We start from the raw sequence: 19,328 nt of genomic DNA, 5'->3' as shown, positions 1-19,328 counted from the left end.
TTTGAAGAGAACCCAAATGAAAAACGACAACCTGCGTGCCGACCGTGACGACCTGGATGACTTCATCCCCCGCGCCTCGGCCAAACGCGAAAAAAGCCTGGTACTGCAAGTCGCGGCCGGGGTCTTCCTCGGCGGTCTGGTGCTGTGGCTGGTGCAACTTGCAGCCACCGCGGCTTACGCCAAACTGATGCTCGGCACCATTACCTTCGGCAGTTAAGCCAGTTCAGTCGCGCGCTGGCTGGCGGCATCGTCATAGGCGACGTAGAGCGATTCGGCGATCTGGCTTTTGATCGCCTTGGTGCTTTCCAGGCCCAGGACAAAACCTTCGGCTTTGCCGCCGGCGCGGTTCAACTCTTCAGCGGTGCTGGCTTGAGTGATTGCATCGAAGAGCTTTTCGGCGTGCGGGCCAACCCCTTTGGGCAGGCTGATCTGAGCGATGCTCATGCGAGCACCCCGCTGTTGCGAGATTTGATAGCTGGGCGATTCATGGCGCGTACCTTTTCGGCGAATGACCGGCAGCGCGTGTTACCACTTCCGGGCGGCCATGGTAGACCTCCGGCGCAGTTCTGGTAACCGTCAATCGCTGACAAACCACCGCCCGTCTCGTCGAATCGCCTATTTTCACAACCGATGCTTGACTTCTCGTTTTGAATCAGTAACATACGCACCAATTCCGCAATAGCTCAGTTGGTAGAGCAAATGACTGTTAATCATTGGGTCCCTGGTTCGAGTCCAGGTTGTGGAGCCAAATAGCAAAGCCCCTGAATCGAAAGATTCAGGGGCTTTTTTGTGGACGGTCGGAAAACCGGCGCAATAAAAAGGGCCGATCAGTCTCGCAACTGATCGGCCCTTTTCTATTCAGACACAGCGCTCAGACATGCTCGCTGCTTTTAGTCTGCACCTTCGGCGCACCGTGCCCATGATCATGCTCCGCATCAGGTTCAATCACCGGCACTTCTTTGCCATCGCAGTCATGCAGTTTGCCGTCGCTGAAGTAATCGCCTTCACGCAGCGCCGCCAGATCGCGAAAACGCAGGGTTCGCTCTTCCGCTGCCGCAAACACCGACTGCTGGTCCGAGTTACCGGTGGTGAAGTGGTTGAACGCCAGGTTGAGCAGGATCGCCATGATCGCCGACGAACTGATGCCCGAATGGAAAATGGTCGCGAACCAGCTTGGGAAGTGATCGTAGAAATTCGGTGCAGCAATCGGGATCATGCCGAAACCGATCGAAGTGGCGACGATGATCAGGTTGACGTTGTTGCGGTAATCAACCTTCGACAGGGTACGAATACCGCTCGCTGCCACCGTGCCGAACAGCACGATACCGGCGCCGCCGAGTACCGAAGTCGGCACCGCCGCGATCACCCGGCCCATGAACGGCAGCAGGCCGAGAATCACCAGAAACAGACCGCCAGTGGCCACCACAAAACGGCTCTTGATCCCGGTTACCGCCACCAGCCCGACGTTCTGGGCGAAAGCGCTTTGGGTGAACGAGCCAAAGATCGGCGCAAACATACTCGACAGCATGTCCGCACGCAGACCATTGCCCAGCCGTTTTGAGTCAACCTTGGTGCCGATGATTTCGCCGACGGCCAAAATGTCCGCCGAGGTTTCCACCAGCGTCACCATGACCACGATGCACATCGACAGGATCGCCGCGAAGTGGAACGTCGGCATGCCGAAGTGAAACGGCGTCGGGAAGCCGAACATCGGGCCAGTGGTGACGCTGGAAAAATCCGCCATGCCGAGGAACACCGCCAGCACGGTACCGATCACCATGGCCAACAGGATCGACAGACGCGAGATGGTAGAGCTGCCGACCTTGCTCAGCAGCAACACCAGTACCAGCGTAACCGCCGCCAGACCGATGTTCTGCATGCTGCCGAAGTCCGGCGCATGGCTGTTACCGCCCATGGCCCAACGCGCGGCCACCGGCATCAGCGTCAAACCGATGGTCGTGATGACGATACCGGTCACCAACGGTGGGAAGAACTTGGTGATTCGCGAAAACACCGGGGTAATCAACAGCCCGATCAGCGAGGCCGCTATCACCGCGCCAAGCACCGACTGGAAGCCGCCCTCCCCGCCACTGCTGACGATCGCCACCATGGTCGCAACGCCGGAGAACGACACGCCCTGCACCAGCGGCAACTGACAGCCAAAAAACGGCAGACCCAGGGTTTGCAGCAACGTCGCCAGCCCCCCCGCAAACAATGAAGCAGCAATCAACAAACCAATGTCCGCCGGCGACAGCCCGGCCGCCTGACCGATGATCAGTGGTACCGCGACGATACCGCCATACATGGTCAGAACATGTTGCAGGCCGTAAGCCATATTCGCGCCGACCCCGAGATTTTCGTCCTCGGGCCGTTGGTGTGAAACATGGGGCGTTTTCATGGTTGGGGGGTTCCCTGGTTTTTGTTATGCGCACACTGTATTCAATACTCGTGACAAATGTCCATAGAGTTGTATACAACTTGTCAGTCACATAATGGATAGGTAGCCACCCAACCTTCTATCCCGCTGCTTGCATCCCCCACAAATCCGGCAACACATGCCCCGCTGCCCCCTCCACCATCCCCCACTAGGCTGAAGTGTTCACGGCGACCGACGGTGTGGTTGCACTCTTTTTTATACATATAAAGTATGCATAATGAAGTCATTCACTATTCAGTACGACAAAAGCAAGAACGCAGCCAACAAACTCAAGCACAGAGGCGTGAGCCTTGCCGAGACCGAAGCGGTTTTTCAAGACGAACGAGCACTGACGATTGAGGACAACGACCATGACGAACAACGCTGGATCACCCTCGGCCTCGACGCCAAGGGACGTTTACTGGTGGTTGCGTACAGTTACCGCGAAGCGAATGTCATACGAATCATTTCTGCGCGTGTCGCCACACCGGGCGAACGTTGCGAGTATTTTCTGGAGGATTGACCGATGAAAGACGAATACGACTTCTCTCAGGGCAAACGTGGCGCAGTGGTGTCCACCAAGGGCAAAACCCGCATCACCATCATGCTCGACGATGCAGTTATCGAGGCCGCGCGCACCGTGGCGGAAAACGAAGGGTTTGGTTATCAGACGGTGATCAATAACACCCTTCGCCATGCCTTGCTCAACGGCGCAGACAGTCAGGGCCAGACCGAGTCTGACCACGGCGGGCAGTTCAAGAAAGGTATTACCGCCGCCGACCTCAAGAGTCTTGAGAAAAAGCTGTCGGCGGCCGTCGGGGAGATTCGTCGGGTACTGGAGCCGGATGCGAAGCCCTAGGCTTCAGGCGCGACAATCATCCGCCCCAGCGCGTGGCGCAGTTGCGGTTGTTCGGGCAGGCGAAGATCAAATTCCTGCTCCAGCAATTCAATCAGCTCATCAACGTCGGTCACTTCGCGCCGTTCGCTATCGGCGCCCATGCGATGGACGGCGAAGTTGCCATTGTTCAACGTCTTGCGCCAGCCATTACCCGTGCGCGCGACCATCAGCCGATTGGCGAACGGTGATTGCGGATGGGTCGAGACGTACCAGTTGCCGATGGTGAAATCGATGTCTTCCTGGCGCTGTAGATCGAACAGGTACATCGACCGCCATTCTCCCGCCACGTTGGCGCGCAGCATGTAACCATCGTTCTGTTTTTCGATGCGATACGGTTCGTGTGGAGTGGCTTGCTCAGCCTCGGTGTCGAGGATCAGCGGTGCAGTCGGCACCATGCCACCGAAACCGACATCAGTGATGTAACGCACGCCGTCGAGTGTCACCAGACTCAAGCGGTGCGTGCGCGCGGTCCAGGTGCCCTCGGGCTGATTCATCACTACTCGCCCACTGATCGCCCGAACGTCGAAGCCCAATTCAGACAACAGCGCAAAAAACAGGTGATTGAGCTCGTAGCAGTAACCGCCTCGGCCATCGTGCAGGACTTTCTGTTCAATTGACGCAAGATCGATCATTACCGGTGCACCGGTAATCGTCGCGAGGTTTTCGAAGGGGAAGACGCCGGTGTGACGCAACTGCAGCTGACGCAAGGTTTCCAGCGTCGGCGCCGGCGGTGCATCGAAACCCAGGCGTTGCAGATAAAGCTTCAAACTCGTCAGGCGTGGCTCACTCATTGCTCAGTCCTTTTGCATGGGGCCGCAGGTCACTGCGTTGATGGTCGCCATGTATACGGGATCGGGCACTGATTTCGACAATTGATTTCACCAATCGCCTCTAGCGTTTCTTGCGTGAACCAATACGAATCCACGTCGGCGCATGGTCACTGGCATGTGGTTCGTTGCGCACCCAGGCGTCTACACCGGCCTCGTGCAGATAAGGGCTCAGCGCCGGGTTGAGCAGCAGATGGTCGATGCGCAAACCCGAGTTGGTTTGCCAGTGGTTGCGAAAATAATCCCAGAAGGTGTAGAGGCGATCGTCCGGGTAGAGATGCCGCAGCGAATCGGTCCAGCCCTGGTCAAGCAAGCGCTGATAACACTCGCGACTCTCGGGCTGCAGCAACGCATCCTTGAGCCATGAGCGGGTGTTGTAGATGTCCATGTCCGTGGGCACGACGTTGTAGTCGCCGGCCAGCACCACGGGGTGATCGCTGCCTTGCAGATCCTTCGCGTAACTGATCAGCCGCTCGAACCAGGCCAGTTTGTAATCGAACTTCGGCCCCGGTTGCGGGTTGCCGTTGGGCAGATACAGACAACCGACCAGCACGCCATGCACCGCGGCTTCCAGATAACGGCTGTGCTTGTCTTCGGGATCGCCCGGCAAGCCTCGGCGGCTTTCCAGCGGTTGCGCATCACGGGCGAGAATCGCCACGCCGTTCCAGGCAGCCTGGCCCTGCCAGATTGCGCCATAACCGGCCGCTTCCAGCTCAGCGGCGGGAAACGCACTGTCGAGCGATTTCAGCTCTTGCAGGCAAACGATGTCCGGTTGCTCGCGCTTGAGCCAATCAAGCAGGTTGGGCAAACGCGCGCGCAGGCCGTTGACGTTGAACGTGGCGATCCGCAGGTTTTTCATCGTCCGGGCTCCTGCCGGTAGGGATAGAAATAGTGACCCTGCGGCCACCGCACTGGTTGCATCGGATCGTCTCGCTGCGGCGTAATAGGCGTTCGTCATTCGCCCGCACTGCCGAGACCAGAATTCCATGCAAACCAAGCTTGAAGGCCAGCGCATCCTTCTGCGCCCGCTTCAGTACAGCGACGCCGCCGACCTGCTCCAAGCCGCCGCCGACGGCGAGTTGTGGAACCTCACCGTCACCGTCGTGCCCTCGGCGACCACCGTCGATAGCTACCTGAAAAAAGCCCTTGATGGCCGCGAGGCCGGGACTGTGATGCCGTTTGTCATCGTGCTGAAGGACAGCGGCGAGGTGATCGGCTCTACCCGTTTCTGGAAGATCGACGCGCTCAACCGCAAACTGGAAATCGGCAGCAGCTGGATCTCGGCGAGCTGGCAGAAATCCTTCGTCAACACCGAAGCCAAATACCTGCTGTTGCGTCACGCCTTCGAAGTGCTGAACTGCGTGCGCGTGCAGTTCACCACCGACGAGAACAACCAGAAATCACGCCATGCGATCCTGCGCCTCGGTGCGCAACAGGAAGGCATCGTCCGCCACGAACGGATCATGCCGGACGGGCGCAAGCGCAACTCGGTGCGTTTCAGCATCATCGACGACGAGTGGCCGCAAGTGCGCTTGAACCTGGAGCAGAAACTCGCCAGCTACGAGTAACGCAGGATCACTCAGGCGCGATTGCGCAGCCATTGCAAAAAGCCTTTCTTCGGCACGACCACCGGCTCGTCCTGAGTCAGGGCCTGGGCTTTGTGCAGCCGGTAATCAAGCAAGGTTTTCATGGCATCGCTGATATCGTGACGGGCATCCAGGCACGGCTTCAGATAGGTCTTTTCGATGCGGTACAAAGCGCAGAAGGTCTTTGCGGTAAACGTGGCGGGCACCGACGAATCGGAAAGAATGCCGGCCTCGCCGATCACTTCGCCCGGCCCCATGCGTCCGGACTCGAACGGTGCGCCATGGCGCATCAGTGCCACCGTAACCACGCCGGACTCAATGATGAACAGGTGGTCGCTGACCTCCCCTGCCCCCAGAATCTGCTCGCCGGCGCGGAAGGTTTGCAGGGTCATGTTCTGGCTGAAGGTGTCTTTCTCTTCCTGACGCAGGGTCGAGAAAATCGGCGAGCTGTCGAGCAATGCCCGTGGCCGCGAGAGATTGCCCGCCACGACAGGTTCGACGCTCGACAGCAGATTGACCCCGGATGCCTGCAAGTGCCGATACGCTAGATCGAACAACTGATTGCGCACCACACGCTTTTCGCCCATCGACGCGACGAAACCACTGATCTCGTACTCCGAACCGCTGCTGCCAGAATTTTTCAACGCCACACTCGGCGCCGGTGTTTCCAGTAATTGCCGGCAGCCTTGCATCGCCCGCTCCAGCGCATCGATCACCGAACTGGGTCGCGCATGCGGGCTGACTTGCACGCTGACCGAGACGCCGAACATGTTGCTCGGCCGACTGAAGTTGATGATCTTGGCCTTGGCCGCCAGCGAGTTGGGAATGACCGCCATGCTGCCCTGGCTGGTTTGCAGACGCGTGGCGCGCCAATCGATATCGGTGACCCGGCCTTCGGTGCCGTCGATGGAGATCCAGTCATCCAGTTGATAAGGCTTGGTGGTATTGAGCACGATCCCGGAAAACACGTCACTCAATGTGCTCTGCAAGGCCAGACCGACGATGATCGCCAAAGCGCCGGACGTCGCCAGCACGCCTTTGACCGGCAGATCCAGCACGTAGGCCAGCGCCGCAATGATTGCGATCAGGAAAATCACCGCACCCAGCAAATCCTGCAGCAACCGCCCGGTGTGCCCGACACGCTGCATCATCACTGCGCCGATCAACACCGTCAGGGTGCGTGCGCCGAACAGCCACCAACCAATCTGCAAACCGGTCGCCGCCAGATGCAGCGGCACGTTATCGACCCATGGCGCGGGCTCCATCGGGTTGAGGCCTTCGTTGAACAGCAGGACGCTGAATAACGTGAATATCAGTACTCGCACCAGCAGTTTCCACTCGCTGCCATGGGAACTGATCAGACGCCACAGACCGAGATCGAGCAGGATCAGGATCAACGCGCAAAACAAAGGGTGTTCGCTCAGCAGAGACAGCATCAAACAACTCCGACGGGGGCCAATCGCGAGAAGATCGCACAGATTGGGGACAGTGTAGGAGTAATTGATTTCAGAGAACGAACACCCGCCAAAAAACACCGCAAAACCCAATCTAGGAGCAGCCTGCGGCAGCTCCTACAGGGTGAGTGTCAGCCGTGCATCCGGCCAAAGCGCCCGGACTGGAAGTCGGCGAAGGCCTGATGGATTTCCTGCTCGGTGTTCATCACGAACGGGCCGTGACCGACGATTGGCTCGTCGATCGGCTCGCCGCTGAGCAGCAACACCACCGCATCCTGGCTGGCTTCGAGGGTGAGTTGCTGGCCATCGCGTTCGAACAACACCAGTTGCCCTTGCTGCGCCGATTCCTGTCCATTGATCTGCACCGAGCCTTTAAGCACAACCAGCGCCGTATTGCGGCCATCGTGCAGATCCAGCGTCAGCAACTTGCCAGCGTTCAGGCGCAGATCCCACACATCGATTGGCGTGAAGGTGCGCGACGGCCCCTTGTGACCGTCGAACTCACCGGCGATCAGACGCAAGCTGCCGGCGTCGTTCGTGAGCGCGATGCTCGGGATTTCGCTGTCCAGAATGGTCTGGTAGCCCGGCTCGGCCATCTTGTCCTTGGCCGGCAGGTTGACCCACAGCTGAACCATTTCCAGTTTGCCGCCGGTTTTGGCGAAGTTTTCCGAATGGAACTCTTCATGCAGGATCCCGGAAGCCGCCGTCATCCATTGCACATCGCCCGGGCCGATAGTGCCCCCACTGCCGGTGGAGTCGCGATGCTGCACTTCACCGTCGTAAACAATCGTCACGGTTTCGAAACCACGGTGTGGATGCTGACCAACGCCACGTCGTTCGGTGGTCGGGGTGAATTCGGCAGGCCCTGCGTGATCGAGCAGCAGGAACGGGCTGATGTGTTTGCCCAGGTTGTCGTAGGAAAACAGTGTCCGCACCGGGAAACCATCGCCGACCCAATGGCCGCGCGGGCTGGTGTAGATACCGATGATGTTTTTCATGGTGGGCTCCAATTGGGTAAGTGACGCAATGGATTGAGCTTAAATCCATGACGATTAATGCACTAGACGGCAAAAATCGGCTTCATTGTTCTATCTGAAGAACAGTGAGCTCGCGGACAGATTCAAAACCGAGGCGCCACCATCGCGGGCAAGCCCGGCTCCCACAGGGATCTCCAGTGAACTCAGATTGTGCGAACACCAGAGAAACCTGTGGGAGCGGGCTTGCCCGCGAAGAGGCCAGCCAGACAACACAATTCCCGCAAAAGATTCATGACTTGTGATCAAAAGTGCTTTGCCACACCAACGGTTTTTCTCACGGATGCAGACGCGGATACTCCTGACCATTCCCACTGCAACCCTGGAGTCCTCAATGTCTGTCCCCGCTTTCGGTCTTGGTACGTTTCGCTTGCAAGGCCAGGTGGTCATCGACTCGGTAAGCACCGCCCTTGAGCTCGGCTACCGGGTCATCGACACCGCACAGATTTACGAAAACGAAGCCGATGTCGGCGCGGCCATCGCCGCCAGCGGTATTCCTCGCGAAGAACTGTTCATCACCAGCAAGATCTGGGTCGCCAACTTCGCCAAAGATCGCCTGATCGCCAGCCTCCGGGAAAGCCTGGAAAAACTGCAGACCGACTACCTCGACCTGACGCTCATCCACTGGCCATCGCCGGAAAACCAAGTGCCGGTCGAAGAATTCATGGGCGCGCTGCTGGAAGCCAAACGCCTGGGCCTGACCCGACAGATCGGTGTTTCCAATTTCACCATCGACCTGATGAAACAGGCGATTGTTGCGGTCGGCGCCGACAACATCGCGACCAACCAGATCGAGCTGCATCCGTACCTGCAAAATCGCAAAGTGGTCGAGTTCGCCCAGAGTCAGGGCATCCAGATCACTTCGTACATGACCCTGGCTTACGGCGAAGTGCTGAAGGATCCGCTGATCCAGCAGATCGCCCAACGCCTGCACGCCACCCCGGCGCAAGTCACCCTCGCCTGGGCCGTGCAATCGGGTTACGCGGTGATCCCGTCGTCGACCAAACGCGCCAACCTGCAAAGCAACCTCGGTGCCACGGCACTGACGCTGAGCGAAGCCGACATGGCGCAAATCGCCACGCTGGATCGCGGCCATCGTCTGACCAGCCCGAAAGGCATTGCGCCCGTCTGGGATTGAAGGCTCAGGCTCGAAGACGTTGCGCGAGGCTTTGCATGGCCTCGCGCAATTGATTGAGTGCCATGATCACCGCGACGGCTTCGGCCTCGCGGCAAGCCTGTTCAAGGTCTGCGCATGCCGAAACCACGCGCGCGGCACCGACCATCTGCGCACCACCCTTGATGTGATGAGCCAGCTCGCGCAGCCCTCCACGGTCATGCTCATGCCCCAGATTGTCCAGTCGTTGCAGATCGAGATGCAGGCTGTTCAGCACTTCTCCGCGCAGGCGCTCGATCATCGATTGATCATTGCCGGCCATCTGCTCTAGCGTACTCAGGTCGATTTCTGTCAGAGCAATCTGCTCATTCGAGTCGACATCACTCTCGCAGTGGCTCGCGCCATTCAATGCCTGCTGCAGATCATGCAGGCGAATCGGTTTGAACAGACATTCATCCATGCCGGCGTCGAGGCAGCGACGTTTCTCCTCGATCTGCGCATTGGCGGTAAACCCGAGGATCAGGCAGGGTGGCCGGCCGCTCGCGACCTCTTCATCACGGATGGTCCGTGCCAGTTCATAGCCATTGCGTCGCGGCATGTTGCAGTCGGTGATCACCACATCGAACAGCTGCGCACGCCAACGCTCCAGCCCTGAATCGCCGTCCTCGGTGTCGACCGTACGATGCCCGAGCTCACTCAACTGCCAGCACAGCAACAAACGGTTGACCGGATGATCGTCCACCACCAGAACGCTCAGTGAGCACGCAGTCGCACCGGGCGTTTCAGCGGTGGCAGGCTTTTGTGCGAGTGCGTCCAACAGAGGCAACTCAAGACTGACTGTAACTTGCGTCCCGCGGCCAGGCTCACTGTCGAGGCGCACTGCGCCGCCCATCATTTCGCACAGACTGCGACTGATCACCAGGCCCAGTCCGGAACCGCTGCGCACCGATTGCGCGTGATTGCTCGCCTGCACGAACGGACTGAACAGCCGTTGCCGATCCTGCGCACTGATGCCGATTCCGCTGTCTTCGATAACCACTTTCACGGCCAGTCGCTCGACCGACAATGGCGTCACACCAAGGCGCAGACTCACTTCGCCGTTTTCGGTGAACTTGATCGCGTTGCTCAGCAGATTCGACAGCACCTGCTTGAAGCGCGTCGGGTCAATCAACACATCGACGTCGCTGTACGCATCGAGTTCGATGTGCCACAGCAAGCGTTTCTGCCGCGCCAGCCCCTCGAACACCCGGCAGACCGATACCACCAGTTCACGCAGGTTCGCCCGTTCCGGGGCGAGGGACAAATGCCCGGTTTCAATACGCGCGATGTCGAGAATGTCGCCGATCAGGGCGAGCAGTTGTTGCCCGGCGTTGGACGCGACCTGAATCGCCAGGCGATCAGTCACCCCCTCTTCTGCTCGTTTCAGGGCCAGTTCGAGCATGCCGATCAGCGCGTTCATCGGTGTGCGGATTTCATGGCTCATGGTTGCCAGAAACGTGGTCTTGGCGCGATTGGCGTCGTCAGCCGCCTCTTTGGCCTGCTGCAATTGCTGCAACCATTGCTGCCGCTGGCGGATCTGCCGACGCTGAAAACCGATCCACCCCAGCGCCAGCAACAGCAAGCCCGCCGCACCGGCGAAGCCAAAGAAAATCTCGCGACGATGACGTAGCCAGTAGCTGTCCTCCACCACCACATCATGGCTCCAGCGCTCAACCAGTTCGTCCATCTGTTGCGGGGCAATGCTGAGCAGTGCCTTGTTCAGGATCGAATGCAGCATGAGCGCCTGCGGCGCTGTGGCCAGCGCGATACGGGCCGGTTGATCGCCGACCGTGCTGGCGATGCGCAGACGCTCGCGGTAATGCCGGGCGAGCAGGTAACGGGCCACCACCAACGAACTCACAACGGCATCAGCCTGCCCCATGGCGACCAACTCCATACCTTCGGCGGGGCTCTTGACTTCGATGAAGCGCAATCGAGGTACGCGCTCCTGCAGATAACCACGCAACGGATGGCCGCGATAAATCGCCAGGCGTCTACCCTCCAGATCATCCAGATTGCGCGGACTCTGCGCCGTTAATGCACTGACCAGCACAAACGGATTGTTCAGGTAGGCCCGGGTGAATTGCAGTTCGGTTTCACGTTCGCTGCTGGGCGTCACCACTGGCAGCACGTCCAGTTCACCCGCCTTCAGTTGCTCGATCTGACGATCCAGCGAATCCCCGCGCACGATCTCGAAATTCAGCCCGCTGCGCTGGCTGATCAAGTTCAGCAGTTGCGCCGAAAGCCCGCTGAAGCGGCCATCGGCATCAAAAAAAGTCAGTGGCGCGAAATCTCCAATGCCGCCGACCCGCACCACAGGATGTTGATCCAGCCATTGCAACTCGGCGGCACTGAGTTGCACCCGGGACTGTTCGGCCATATCGGCAACACCGGCACTCCAGCGCTGCTCGATACGTTGTCGACGCTCCATGGGAATGGCCAGCAACGCCTTGTCGATGACGCGTTTGAGGCGCACATCGCTGCGCAACAACGCAAAGCCGAACGGATTGGCATCCAGCCCTGACGGCCCGGCCAATTGCAGGTCGTTGCGATAATTGGTGTTGATCAAGTAATTGGCACTGATGAAGTCGCCCAGATAAACATCATCAGTGCCGAACGCCACTGCGCCGAGCGCATCCATCGCCGAAGAGTACCGTTGCACGCTCGCCTCGGGGTAGAACGCCTGCACACTCGCCAGCGGCAGATAATCTTCGACCATGGCGACGCGCTTGCCTGCCAGGTCCACCGGCAAGGCTTCGTCGAGGCGGCTCACCAGCATCGGCTGATCCTCGGCATAGGCACGGGACAGAATGAATGCCGGGCCGGCCGACTCAAAACTGTTGGACGTGCCCAGCAGATCCACCTCGCCGCGTTTCAGCGCAGCCATCAATGCATCCCGGTCGGCAAAGCGTCGGACTTCGATCCGGAGACCGAGCAACTGGGCAAGCAGATCAGCGTAGTCGGCCGTGAGCCCCTCCAGTTCATGCTGATTGCGGGTGATTTCGAACGGTGGGTAATCCGGCCCGGAAATGCCCATGCGCAACACTGCGTGTTGACGCAACCATTGGCGGTCCGGTTCGTCCAGGCGAACCTGAATATCCTCCGGCCCGGCGCGGGTCAGCACTTCCAGCACTTGCGACGCATCCGTTGCCCCGCAGGTGGCCACAAGGCTCAGCCACATCCAGCACACCCGCCCTGCGAGGCTCATGTTTGCTCGCTCAGATCAAATGATTGCGCTTGGCGAAATCGCGCAAGTGCACTGCTGAACAGACCCCTAGTTTCTTCATCAAACGGGTTTTGTAGGTACTGATGGTCTTGTGGCTAAGGTGCATGTCCTCGGCAATCGCCTTGTTGGCCTTGCCCTGCCCCAGTTGTACGAAAATGCTCAGCTCGCGATCAGAGAGTTGATCGATCATCTGTTTTTCCGTGGACTGCACTGCGTTCAACACGCTGACGTTATCCGGCAGCGCGCAAAAATAGGTGTAACCCGACATCACCGCTTGAATGGCTTTATGCAGTTGTTGCAACTGATTGGTTTTGGTCACGTAGCCCATTGCCCCGGCGCGTAAACAGCGCTCCTGGTAAAACAATGGGTCATGGGAACTGAACACCAGGACCCGGCAATCAAGGTCGTTGGCCCTAATCCGCACCAGCACATCCAGCCCATCAGGTGCCGGCAAATGCAGGTCGAGTATCACCAGACGGGGTTTGTGCTCGCGGATCAACGCCAGCACCTCATTACCATTGGAGGCTTCGTAGATTTCCTTGAACCCTTCGGCTTGCAGCACGATGCGGATGGCGGCGCGCACCACTGGATGATCGTCGACGATCAGCGCTGACTTCATGAGCACTCCCGGTGCAACAGTTAACGATGACCGCCGGTATGGGTTGATCCAGACTCAGTGGCTGCGCAGAGACTGTTACACGGAACGGCAAATGAAGCACCTGTCAGGTCTGACAGTTGCGATAAACGTTTTTCTATGCGTAAGCCCGGCGCTGCGCGGGCCGTTGCTGCTGCAACTGGGGAACGTCGACGATCGACATCAAGTGCCTGATCGCCTGCGCATTGGGCAACGCCGCATGATTGATCTGCACGTTTTCCTGCGCGAAGCCTGAAACCACTTGCAGCGGCGCCGAGGGTTCGTTGTAGATCAACGCATGACGCACCTGTGGGTTATCGAGAAGAAAACCCAACAAATCCAGCGTGCCTGCTGCCAGTTCGGCGTTGATGATCACGACATCGAACGGTTCACACCCATAGTCCACCAGCGTCAGCAGCTCGGCGAGGCTCTGCACCGGCGCCACGCGAAAGTAGTCGAGGCCGTTTAGCAGACGCTCGATTTTCAGCCGGTGGAAATGCTGTGGGTCGGCGATCAGGATACGCAGGGCTTTATTGATCATGCTCGATCTCCTGGTGGTTACGATTTCGAGAAGCGGCAAGACTACGCAAGCTTCGTAACGGACTCTGTAGGACTATTCCTAAAAAAACGCTCATTGATCCGAGGCCTCACGATCATTGCGCCGATGCAGCCAGGCGAGAAAATCGTCCCCGGCCATCGGTCGCGCGTACCAGTACCCCTGCCCCTGCGTACAGCCCAACCCCAGCAATTGAAGGCGCTGTGCATCGGTTTCAATTCCTTCGATCACCACGGCCATGCCGAGGGTTTCGCCGAGCGCCAGGGTGCTGCTGATTGCCGCACGGCAGCGCGGTTCGTGCTCAAGGTTGCGCACGAAATCGGCATCGAGTTTGATTTCGTTGAACGGCAGTTGACACAAGCGTTGCAACGAGGAAAACCCGGCACCGAAATCATCAATGGACAAGCGGCAGCCCATCATGCGCAAGCGCACCAGACTTTCCAGGCTGGTAGCCGGCGCTTCCAGCAGGCCGCTTTCAGTCAGTTCGAAGGTCAGACTTGAACCGGGTGCCGCATGACTGACCAGAATGTGCCTGATGGCAGCCGTCAGATCACTGTTGGCGAGTTGAGAAGCCTGCAAATTGAACGCGATGTTCAACACAAAGCCTTGCGCCCTGGCACTGGTCTGCAAAGTCAACGCTTCATCTATTTGGCAAAACAGCAACTCGTCGAGCAAGCCGCATCGCTCCAGCACAGGCATGAACACCGCAGGCGGAATGATCCCCCTCGTCGGGTGCTGCCAGCGGCACAGGACTTCGACACCACAGACCTCGCCGGTCTGCAGATTGAATTTGGGTTGATACCAGGCCTTTAACTGCCGCTGCGCCAGTGCCTCGCGCACCGCGTCTTCGCTGGCCAGTGGGCTTGCGCTGATCGGTGGCTGCTGGCTGACCGGTTTGGCAAGGGCCTTTTTCAACAAATCATGCAACACCTGCGCATCCAGCGGTTTACCCACATCGCCCAACAACTCCAGTCCGAGCAGCGTCACCATTTGATGCACCGCCCGACACAGATCCGCCGACAACGAGCTGCTGATGATGACCGACTTGACCTGCCCCGACGCACCCACCCGCTGCAAAAACTCCAGACCGTCCATGCCCTCCATTTGCAAGTCGCACAGGGCAATATCCACCTGCCCGACTGCTTCCAGCACCGCCAGTGCCTGGGCGCCGTCACTGGCCTCGAACACCTCTTGGCAGCCCAACGCCTGGAGCATGCTCACCGCGACGGAACGCTGGAAAGTATGATCTTCTAGAACCAGGACACGGAGCGGCAAAGTAGGCATGGCGATCGACTCATCTCTTGAGGGGCAAGACAATTTTCAAAAATCAGAGGACTAAACACTCTAGGAAAGATCCAAAAATGTGTAGGAGTTTTCCTAAGCATTAAGAGACACCAGCACGGCGTCCATGGACTGCCGGTCGGGCGTGCGAATCAGGTTCAATTGACGTTGCTGGCTGGCATAAATCGTCTCCGCCTTCGGCTGCCCTCGACGTGCGTCATGGATCAAACCGTGGCGGATCTGCGGATTGCTGAGGAAAAATCGCACCGGATCAATCCCCGTAGCCGCTAATAGTTCGCCGTTGATGATCATCAGTTCAAAGCCTTCGAAAGGATCGTGCGAGTAATGAGTCAGGCCAAGCAGCTCCCGAAAGGACTGCGCGGTTGTGAGCCTGCGGCAACCCAGTTCCTTGAGAGACTTCTCGATTCTGACACGCAGATAAGGCTGGTCTTCGGCGATCAGGATTCGCCAGCATTTGTAAGGCATGAGATTTCAACAATGGCGTGAAGATCAGAGCATGAGGCTCGGGTCAGGTCACGCTAACCAAAAGGCTCGACGATCTATGTAAGAAAGTTCTGAAAAGCGATCCGAATACTTCCGGAATCCCACAACAAAGCCGCGTCGGGACTACCCGACGCGGCCTTTTTTCTTACCAAAGATAGCGATAACCCAGGCTCACACCGAATGGCTGCTCGATACCGTTGCCCTTGGCGTACTCGGCATCCAGGGAAATCTTGCTTTTCTCCGTGACTTGCAACACGCCACCGAATCCGACTTCCACACGGCTACCTGGCAATTCGGCATCAAATTTATTGCCGTTGACGGTGACCTTGCCGCTACCCGCGTGCTCGGTAATGTAGGACGCTTTGACGTATGGCTGAGCTTTCATACCGTTACTCAGTTCCAGACTGCGACCAAAGAGCGAACCGACGCGACTTTGCAACGAGTCCAGATTATCGGTCTTGACCCGCAGACCGTTGCTGGCGGTATAGCTCGCCCCCTGGGTCTGGGTGGCCGTGAGTTCGACCTGCGGCTCAACGAACCAGCCATCTTTGAGCGCGATGCGTTTACCGATCTCGATGTTTGCACCGACACCGTTGGTGCTGTAGGAACCTTTTACCGACTCGCCCAGATTGCTCGGGGTTTTGATGTCGTTATCGAAGCGGCTGTACTTCAACACGCTGTCGACATAGACGCCGTTATCGTTCAGGTAGGTGGCATAGATCCCGAACATGCGGCTGTCGATTTCACCCGAGGCGCCTTCGCCGAAGTCCAGATCCGAACGGGCCGTGCCGACCATTGCACCGACATAGACTTTGCCACTCTCGACAGCAAACGCTTTGTCGGCACCGATTTCCAGACCACTGACGTCCTGGGTGTAAGCACGGCTGGAGTGTTCGCTGACATCGAAGCGCTTACCGATAGCACGCGTCCAGATACCACCATCGTCCTGCCCCATGCGCAATTCGCCCAGACGTTTGACCAGCGCATTCATTTGCGCACTCCACAGACTGGCGCCTGCCGTATGCGCGGCGATGGCGGCGTTAGTGCCCTTGGAGAGGTTTTCGGGTCGTGGATTGACCGGAGTCGGTGGCGTCACCGGATCCAGCGGTTTTGCTGGATCGACAGGCGTCACCGGATCCACAGGCTTTTCGGGATCGACAGGCGTTACAGGATCCACAGGAAGGCTGCCGCCACTGGCCAGCACCCAGTCATCACCCTGTTGCTGCAAGGTGTAGCGGAACGCGCCGGCATCGACATGACCACCGTGGAGTCCAAACTTCGCACTGCCGCCATTGGTGTCCACTAACACCAGACGTCCATCCATAGATGTCGGTTCGCGGCCCGAGTCCCCTACGATCAGCGTGTGATCGCCACTGGCCATTCCCGCGCCCTGCACCACCAGCAAGTCGTCATGCTGACTGGCAATATCGGTGTTCATCAAGATGCTGCCGCTGCCGGACAAAGCGTTGACCGTGAACGTCTTGAAGCTGCCATCAGCGCTCGGTACGAAGGCCAGGCTGCCGCCATTGAGGGTCAGGGAATCAACGGTTTTTACACCGTCCTCCATGATATTGACGGTGCCCCCCGCCTCCGCTACCAACCCATTGGCCTGTGCGCCCTGGTACAGGTTGATCCGCCCGCCATTGCTCACGGTGCTGTTGTTGGCCGTGGCGGTGTCATAGACACTCTGTAAGCCACCGTCGATGCGTGTATTGGTTGCCACCACGCCGCCGAGCATGCCCCTTTGCAGGCTCTGCTCTGCGCCGCTGTTGACCTGGGTGTCGTTCGCAACACCCTTATTGGTCACTACCTGCAGGCCGCCGTTGTTGATGACCGTGTCAGCAGCAGTGCCCATGAGCGTGACGGTCTGCACGCCATTCTGATTGATCACTGTACGGTTGGCCCGCCCTGTCGGGTTTTGCACCGTCTGCGCGCCACCGTTCAGAATTGTGTCGTTGGCCACACTGGCGATGCCCACCTTCTGTGAGCCGCCGGCATTGACGATGCTGCGGTTGGCGATACCACTCTGAACATCCTGGACTCCGTTGACAGTAGCGTCATTCGACACACCGTTCTGAAAAACCGTCTGCGTCCCGGTGACTTCGATCAACGTGTTGTTTGCCGTACCGTTGGTGCCGATATTCTGCGTGCCACCGACCACGGTTTCACCATTGACTACAGCGCCATTGTTAACCGATGAAGTGAACGCATTCGCGTGTGCCGGCAGCAACAGGAAGATGGCCAGGGCAAGGGGCGAAAGCGTCAGTGCTGGATTCTGTTTGGAGTTGATCGTCTTCATGTTCAGTACCTCATTCGTACTGCCGAGTCGGCAGTGGAAATGCCAATGGCATAGGGGCTGAGCAACGACTGACGGAAGGCCGGCGGCTCAGTTGAGGTCTGTAATTTAGAGATCGAAGAGAACTTTCTGAGTAGGAAATTTCCGAAGCGCATGAGCGGTATTACAAGCATTCGTCTAGCGAAAATGCACCGTTTGCAGCAAACCCGCGCTCCTCAAAGGAGAGCGGGTAACAGGCTTCATTGACGTGATCAGTGGCGAGCGCCGACCACCTCGGCCCCATTCGACAGGATCACTTCGACCCGCCGATTTTGCTGGCGGCCTGCCGCGCTACCGTTATCGGCCACCGAGAATTCCTCGCCGAATCCCTGGGTCACGATACGCCGACGATCCACTCCCAATTGCGACAGCGCACTGGCGACAGAGTCAGCGCGGCGCTCGGACAACACCTGATTGGCGGCTTCGTTACCGACGTTGTCGGTGAAGCCTTCCACCCGCACCTTGCGCTCCGGGTTGCTGGCCAGAAAATCGGCCAGTTGCTGGAACTGACGCTGACTGCCGTATTTCAAATCAGCCTTGCCGGTATCGAACAGCACGTCACCGAAGGTCACTACCTCACCCCGATCAGTCTTTTTGGCTTTCAGTGCTTGCAGGGCCTTGAGCTGCTGGGTACGGACATCAAGCTGCACCTGAGTGCGTTCGGCGTCGATTTTCTTCAGGTCGGCTTCTGCCTGGCGACCGACAATGGTCTGCTCGGCCAGAGCAATTTTCTGGCTGGCCAGATAGGCCAACTGATCAACGTCCGGCGCCTGACGATCCTTGAGGGAAGCCTGATCGGCCTTGTTCAGCGCAGTGAACGCGTCCTTGGTTTCGATCGCCGCGAGGGTGTTTGACTCGGCTTTTTGTTGCAGCGCGACAAATTGCGCACGGGCTTGCAGCAATTGCGGGTTTTCCGGCGGTGTGGCGCAACCGCCGAGCATCAGGGCAAACAGGGAAACGGCTGGCAGTAATTTGAAAGTCTGCATGGGGTTTTCCTTATTGAGCGCTGACAGGCGGATTGAAGCCGGTGACCGGGTCTTGCAGCATTTCCTGCTTGAGCACCTGGATGCCGCTGCGGGCGTCTGACAATTGCTTCTGCCACTTCACAGCCCGCGACTTGCGTTCGGCCAGGTTGGCGTCAGCTTCGATCTGCTCAGCCAGCACTTTGGCTTGCGGGTAATTTTTTTCGCCCAAGGCGCGCTCCATCAGGAACATCTTGTCCTGCGCTGCCTTCATTTCCAGCGGGGCATATTGGGTCGCATCTGCCGAAACGGCACGATTGACCGCATCTTTGGACAGCGAAATCTGTTGCTCCGGAATCGGTGCACTGGCACAGGCACTCAAAGCTGCCGCGACAACCAGCACGCTGACCGAAAGTCGCGCACGGGAAGACAGATGTTGAAAGTTCATCAACTGCTCCAAAC

The 19,328-nt window shown here is 58.4% G+C and carries 19 protein-coding genes and 1 tRNA gene; 6 read left to right on the top strand and 14 right to left on the bottom strand.

Annotated features, from left to right (window positions below):
* The first annotated feature begins 16 nt into the window (after window positions 1-16).
* Window positions 17-217 (top strand): hypothetical protein, encoded by a 201-nt coding sequence (locus tag ACA074_RS09600; RefSeq protein WP_053118898.1) that lies wholly within the window; start codon window positions 17-19, stop codon window positions 215-217.
* Here ACA074_RS09600 and ACA074_RS09595 read toward each other — a convergent pair.
* Window positions 214-444 carry a hypothetical protein gene (locus ACA074_RS09595; RefSeq protein WP_007943502.1) on the bottom strand — a complete coding sequence of 77 codons (231 nt, stop codon included), beginning with the start codon at window positions 442-444 and terminating at the stop codon, window positions 214-216. The two genes, ACA074_RS09600 and ACA074_RS09595, sit on opposite strands and share 4 nt — an antisense overlap.
* Before the next feature lie 228 nt (window positions 445-672).
* On the opposite strand from ACA074_RS09595, the gene ACA074_RS09590 reads away from it, so the two are divergent.
* Window positions 673-748 (top strand) — tRNA-Asn (locus ACA074_RS09590).
* Window positions 749-871: 123 nt separating this feature from the next.
* Here the strand turns inward: ACA074_RS09590 and ACA074_RS09585 are convergent.
* Window positions 872-2,398, bottom strand: coding sequence for a nucleobase:cation symporter-2 family protein (locus ACA074_RS09585; protein ID WP_401265654.1), 1,527 nt, complete (start codon window positions 2,396-2,398; stop codon window positions 872-874).
* 256 nt (window positions 2,399-2,654) lie between these two features.
* Between ACA074_RS09585 and ACA074_RS09580 the strand changes: the two genes are divergently transcribed.
* Complete coding sequence (locus tag ACA074_RS09580) at window positions 2,655-2,939, top strand: BrnT family toxin (protein WP_489878720.1); 285 nt, start codon at window positions 2,655-2,657, stop codon at window positions 2,937-2,939.
* A gap of 3 nt (window positions 2,940-2,942) precedes the next feature.
* Entirely contained in the window at window positions 2,943-3,275 is a 333-nt protein-coding gene (locus ACA074_RS09575; RefSeq protein WP_401265652.1) for a BrnA antitoxin family protein, read from the top strand.
* On the opposite strand, the gene ACA074_RS09570 is transcribed toward ACA074_RS09575, so the two are convergent.
* On the bottom strand, window positions 3,272-4,105 hold the full coding sequence (locus tag ACA074_RS09570) for an arylamine N-acetyltransferase family protein (protein WP_497678860.1): 834 nt from the start codon (window positions 4,103-4,105) through the stop codon (window positions 3,272-3,274). The genes ACA074_RS09575 and ACA074_RS09570 overlap by 4 nt on opposite strands.
* A gap of 100 nt (window positions 4,106-4,205) precedes the next feature.
* Window positions 4,206-5,000: an exodeoxyribonuclease III gene (gene xth / locus ACA074_RS09565; RefSeq protein ID WP_497678859.1), complete on the bottom strand. Its 795-nt coding sequence runs from the start codon at window positions 4,998-5,000 to the stop codon at window positions 4,206-4,208.
* Window positions 5,001-5,127: 127 nt separating this feature from the next.
* Between xth and ACA074_RS09560 the strand changes: the two genes are divergently transcribed.
* On the top strand, window positions 5,128-5,709 hold the full coding sequence (locus tag ACA074_RS09560; RefSeq protein ID WP_497678858.1) for a GNAT family N-acetyltransferase: 582 nt from the start codon (window positions 5,128-5,130) through the stop codon (window positions 5,707-5,709).
* An 11-nt stretch (window positions 5,710-5,720) separates the two neighbouring features.
* On the opposite strand, the gene ACA074_RS09555 is transcribed toward ACA074_RS09560, so the two are convergent.
* Together ACA074_RS09555 and ACA074_RS09550 are read right to left on the bottom strand one after the other, a co-directional pair.
* Window positions 5,721-7,163: a mechanosensitive ion channel domain-containing protein gene (locus ACA074_RS09555; protein ID WP_489878716.1), complete on the bottom strand. Its 1,443-nt coding sequence runs from the start codon at window positions 7,161-7,163 to the stop codon at window positions 5,721-5,723.
* Window positions 7,164-7,312: 149 nt separating this feature from the next.
* Window positions 7,313-8,179 (bottom strand): pirin family protein, encoded by an 867-nt coding sequence (locus ACA074_RS09550; protein WP_489878715.1) that lies wholly within the window; start codon window positions 8,177-8,179, stop codon window positions 7,313-7,315.
* 370 nt (window positions 8,180-8,549) lie between these two features.
* Here ACA074_RS09550 and dkgB point away from each other — a divergent pair, with 370 nt between their 5' ends.
* Complete coding sequence (dkgB, locus tag ACA074_RS09545) at window positions 8,550-9,353, top strand: 2,5-didehydrogluconate reductase DkgB (RefSeq protein WP_497617311.1); 804 nt, start codon at window positions 8,550-8,552, stop codon at window positions 9,351-9,353.
* A gap of 4 nt (window positions 9,354-9,357) precedes the next feature.
* Here the strand turns inward: dkgB and ACA074_RS09540 are convergent, their stop codons facing one another.
* The 8 genes from ACA074_RS09540 to ACA074_RS09505 form a co-directional block, all read right to left on the bottom strand.
* Window positions 9,358-12,576 carry a transporter substrate-binding domain-containing protein gene (locus ACA074_RS09540; protein WP_497678857.1) on the bottom strand — a complete coding sequence of 1,073 codons (3,219 nt, stop codon included), beginning with the start codon at window positions 12,574-12,576 and terminating at the stop codon, window positions 9,358-9,360.
* Between the two features lie 10 nt (window positions 12,577-12,586).
* Window positions 12,587-13,213 carry a response regulator gene (locus tag ACA074_RS09535; protein ID WP_401265637.1) on the bottom strand — a complete coding sequence of 209 codons (627 nt, stop codon included), beginning with the start codon at window positions 13,211-13,213 and terminating at the stop codon, window positions 12,587-12,589.
* Window positions 13,214-13,346: 133 nt separating this feature from the next.
* Window positions 13,347-13,769 carry an ANTAR domain-containing protein gene (locus ACA074_RS09530; RefSeq protein WP_497617307.1) on the bottom strand — a complete coding sequence of 141 codons (423 nt, stop codon included), beginning with the start codon at window positions 13,767-13,769 and terminating at the stop codon, window positions 13,347-13,349.
* 90 nt (window positions 13,770-13,859) lie between these two features.
* Entirely contained in the window at window positions 13,860-15,068 is a 1,209-nt protein-coding gene (locus tag ACA074_RS09525) for an EAL domain-containing response regulator (RefSeq protein ID WP_489878712.1), read from the bottom strand.
* Window positions 15,069-15,161: 93 nt separating this feature from the next.
* Window positions 15,162-15,551: a hypothetical protein gene (locus tag ACA074_RS09520; RefSeq protein ID WP_497617305.1), complete on the bottom strand. Its 390-nt coding sequence runs from the start codon at window positions 15,549-15,551 to the stop codon at window positions 15,162-15,164.
* Window positions 15,552-15,714: 163 nt separating this feature from the next.
* On the bottom strand, window positions 15,715-17,868 hold the full coding sequence (locus ACA074_RS09515) for an autotransporter outer membrane beta-barrel domain-containing protein (RefSeq protein WP_497678856.1): 2,154 nt from the start codon (window positions 17,866-17,868) through the stop codon (window positions 15,715-15,717).
* Window positions 17,869-18,116: 248 nt separating this feature from the next.
* Window positions 18,117-18,890, bottom strand: coding sequence for an OmpA family protein (locus ACA074_RS09510; RefSeq protein ID WP_489878709.1), 774 nt, complete (start codon window positions 18,888-18,890; stop codon window positions 18,117-18,119).
* A 10-nt stretch (window positions 18,891-18,900) separates the two neighbouring features.
* Window positions 18,901-19,314 carry a DUF4398 domain-containing protein gene (locus ACA074_RS09505; RefSeq protein WP_489878708.1) on the bottom strand — a complete coding sequence of 138 codons (414 nt, stop codon included), beginning with the start codon at window positions 19,312-19,314 and terminating at the stop codon, window positions 18,901-18,903.
* Window positions 19,315-19,328 lie beyond the last annotated feature (14 nt).

It is taken from the genome of Pseudomonas sp. LBUM1655, from assembly GCF_059716085.1.
Note: the sequence above shows the minus strand (reverse complement) of the source record. Positions and strands in the feature narration are given on the sequence as shown.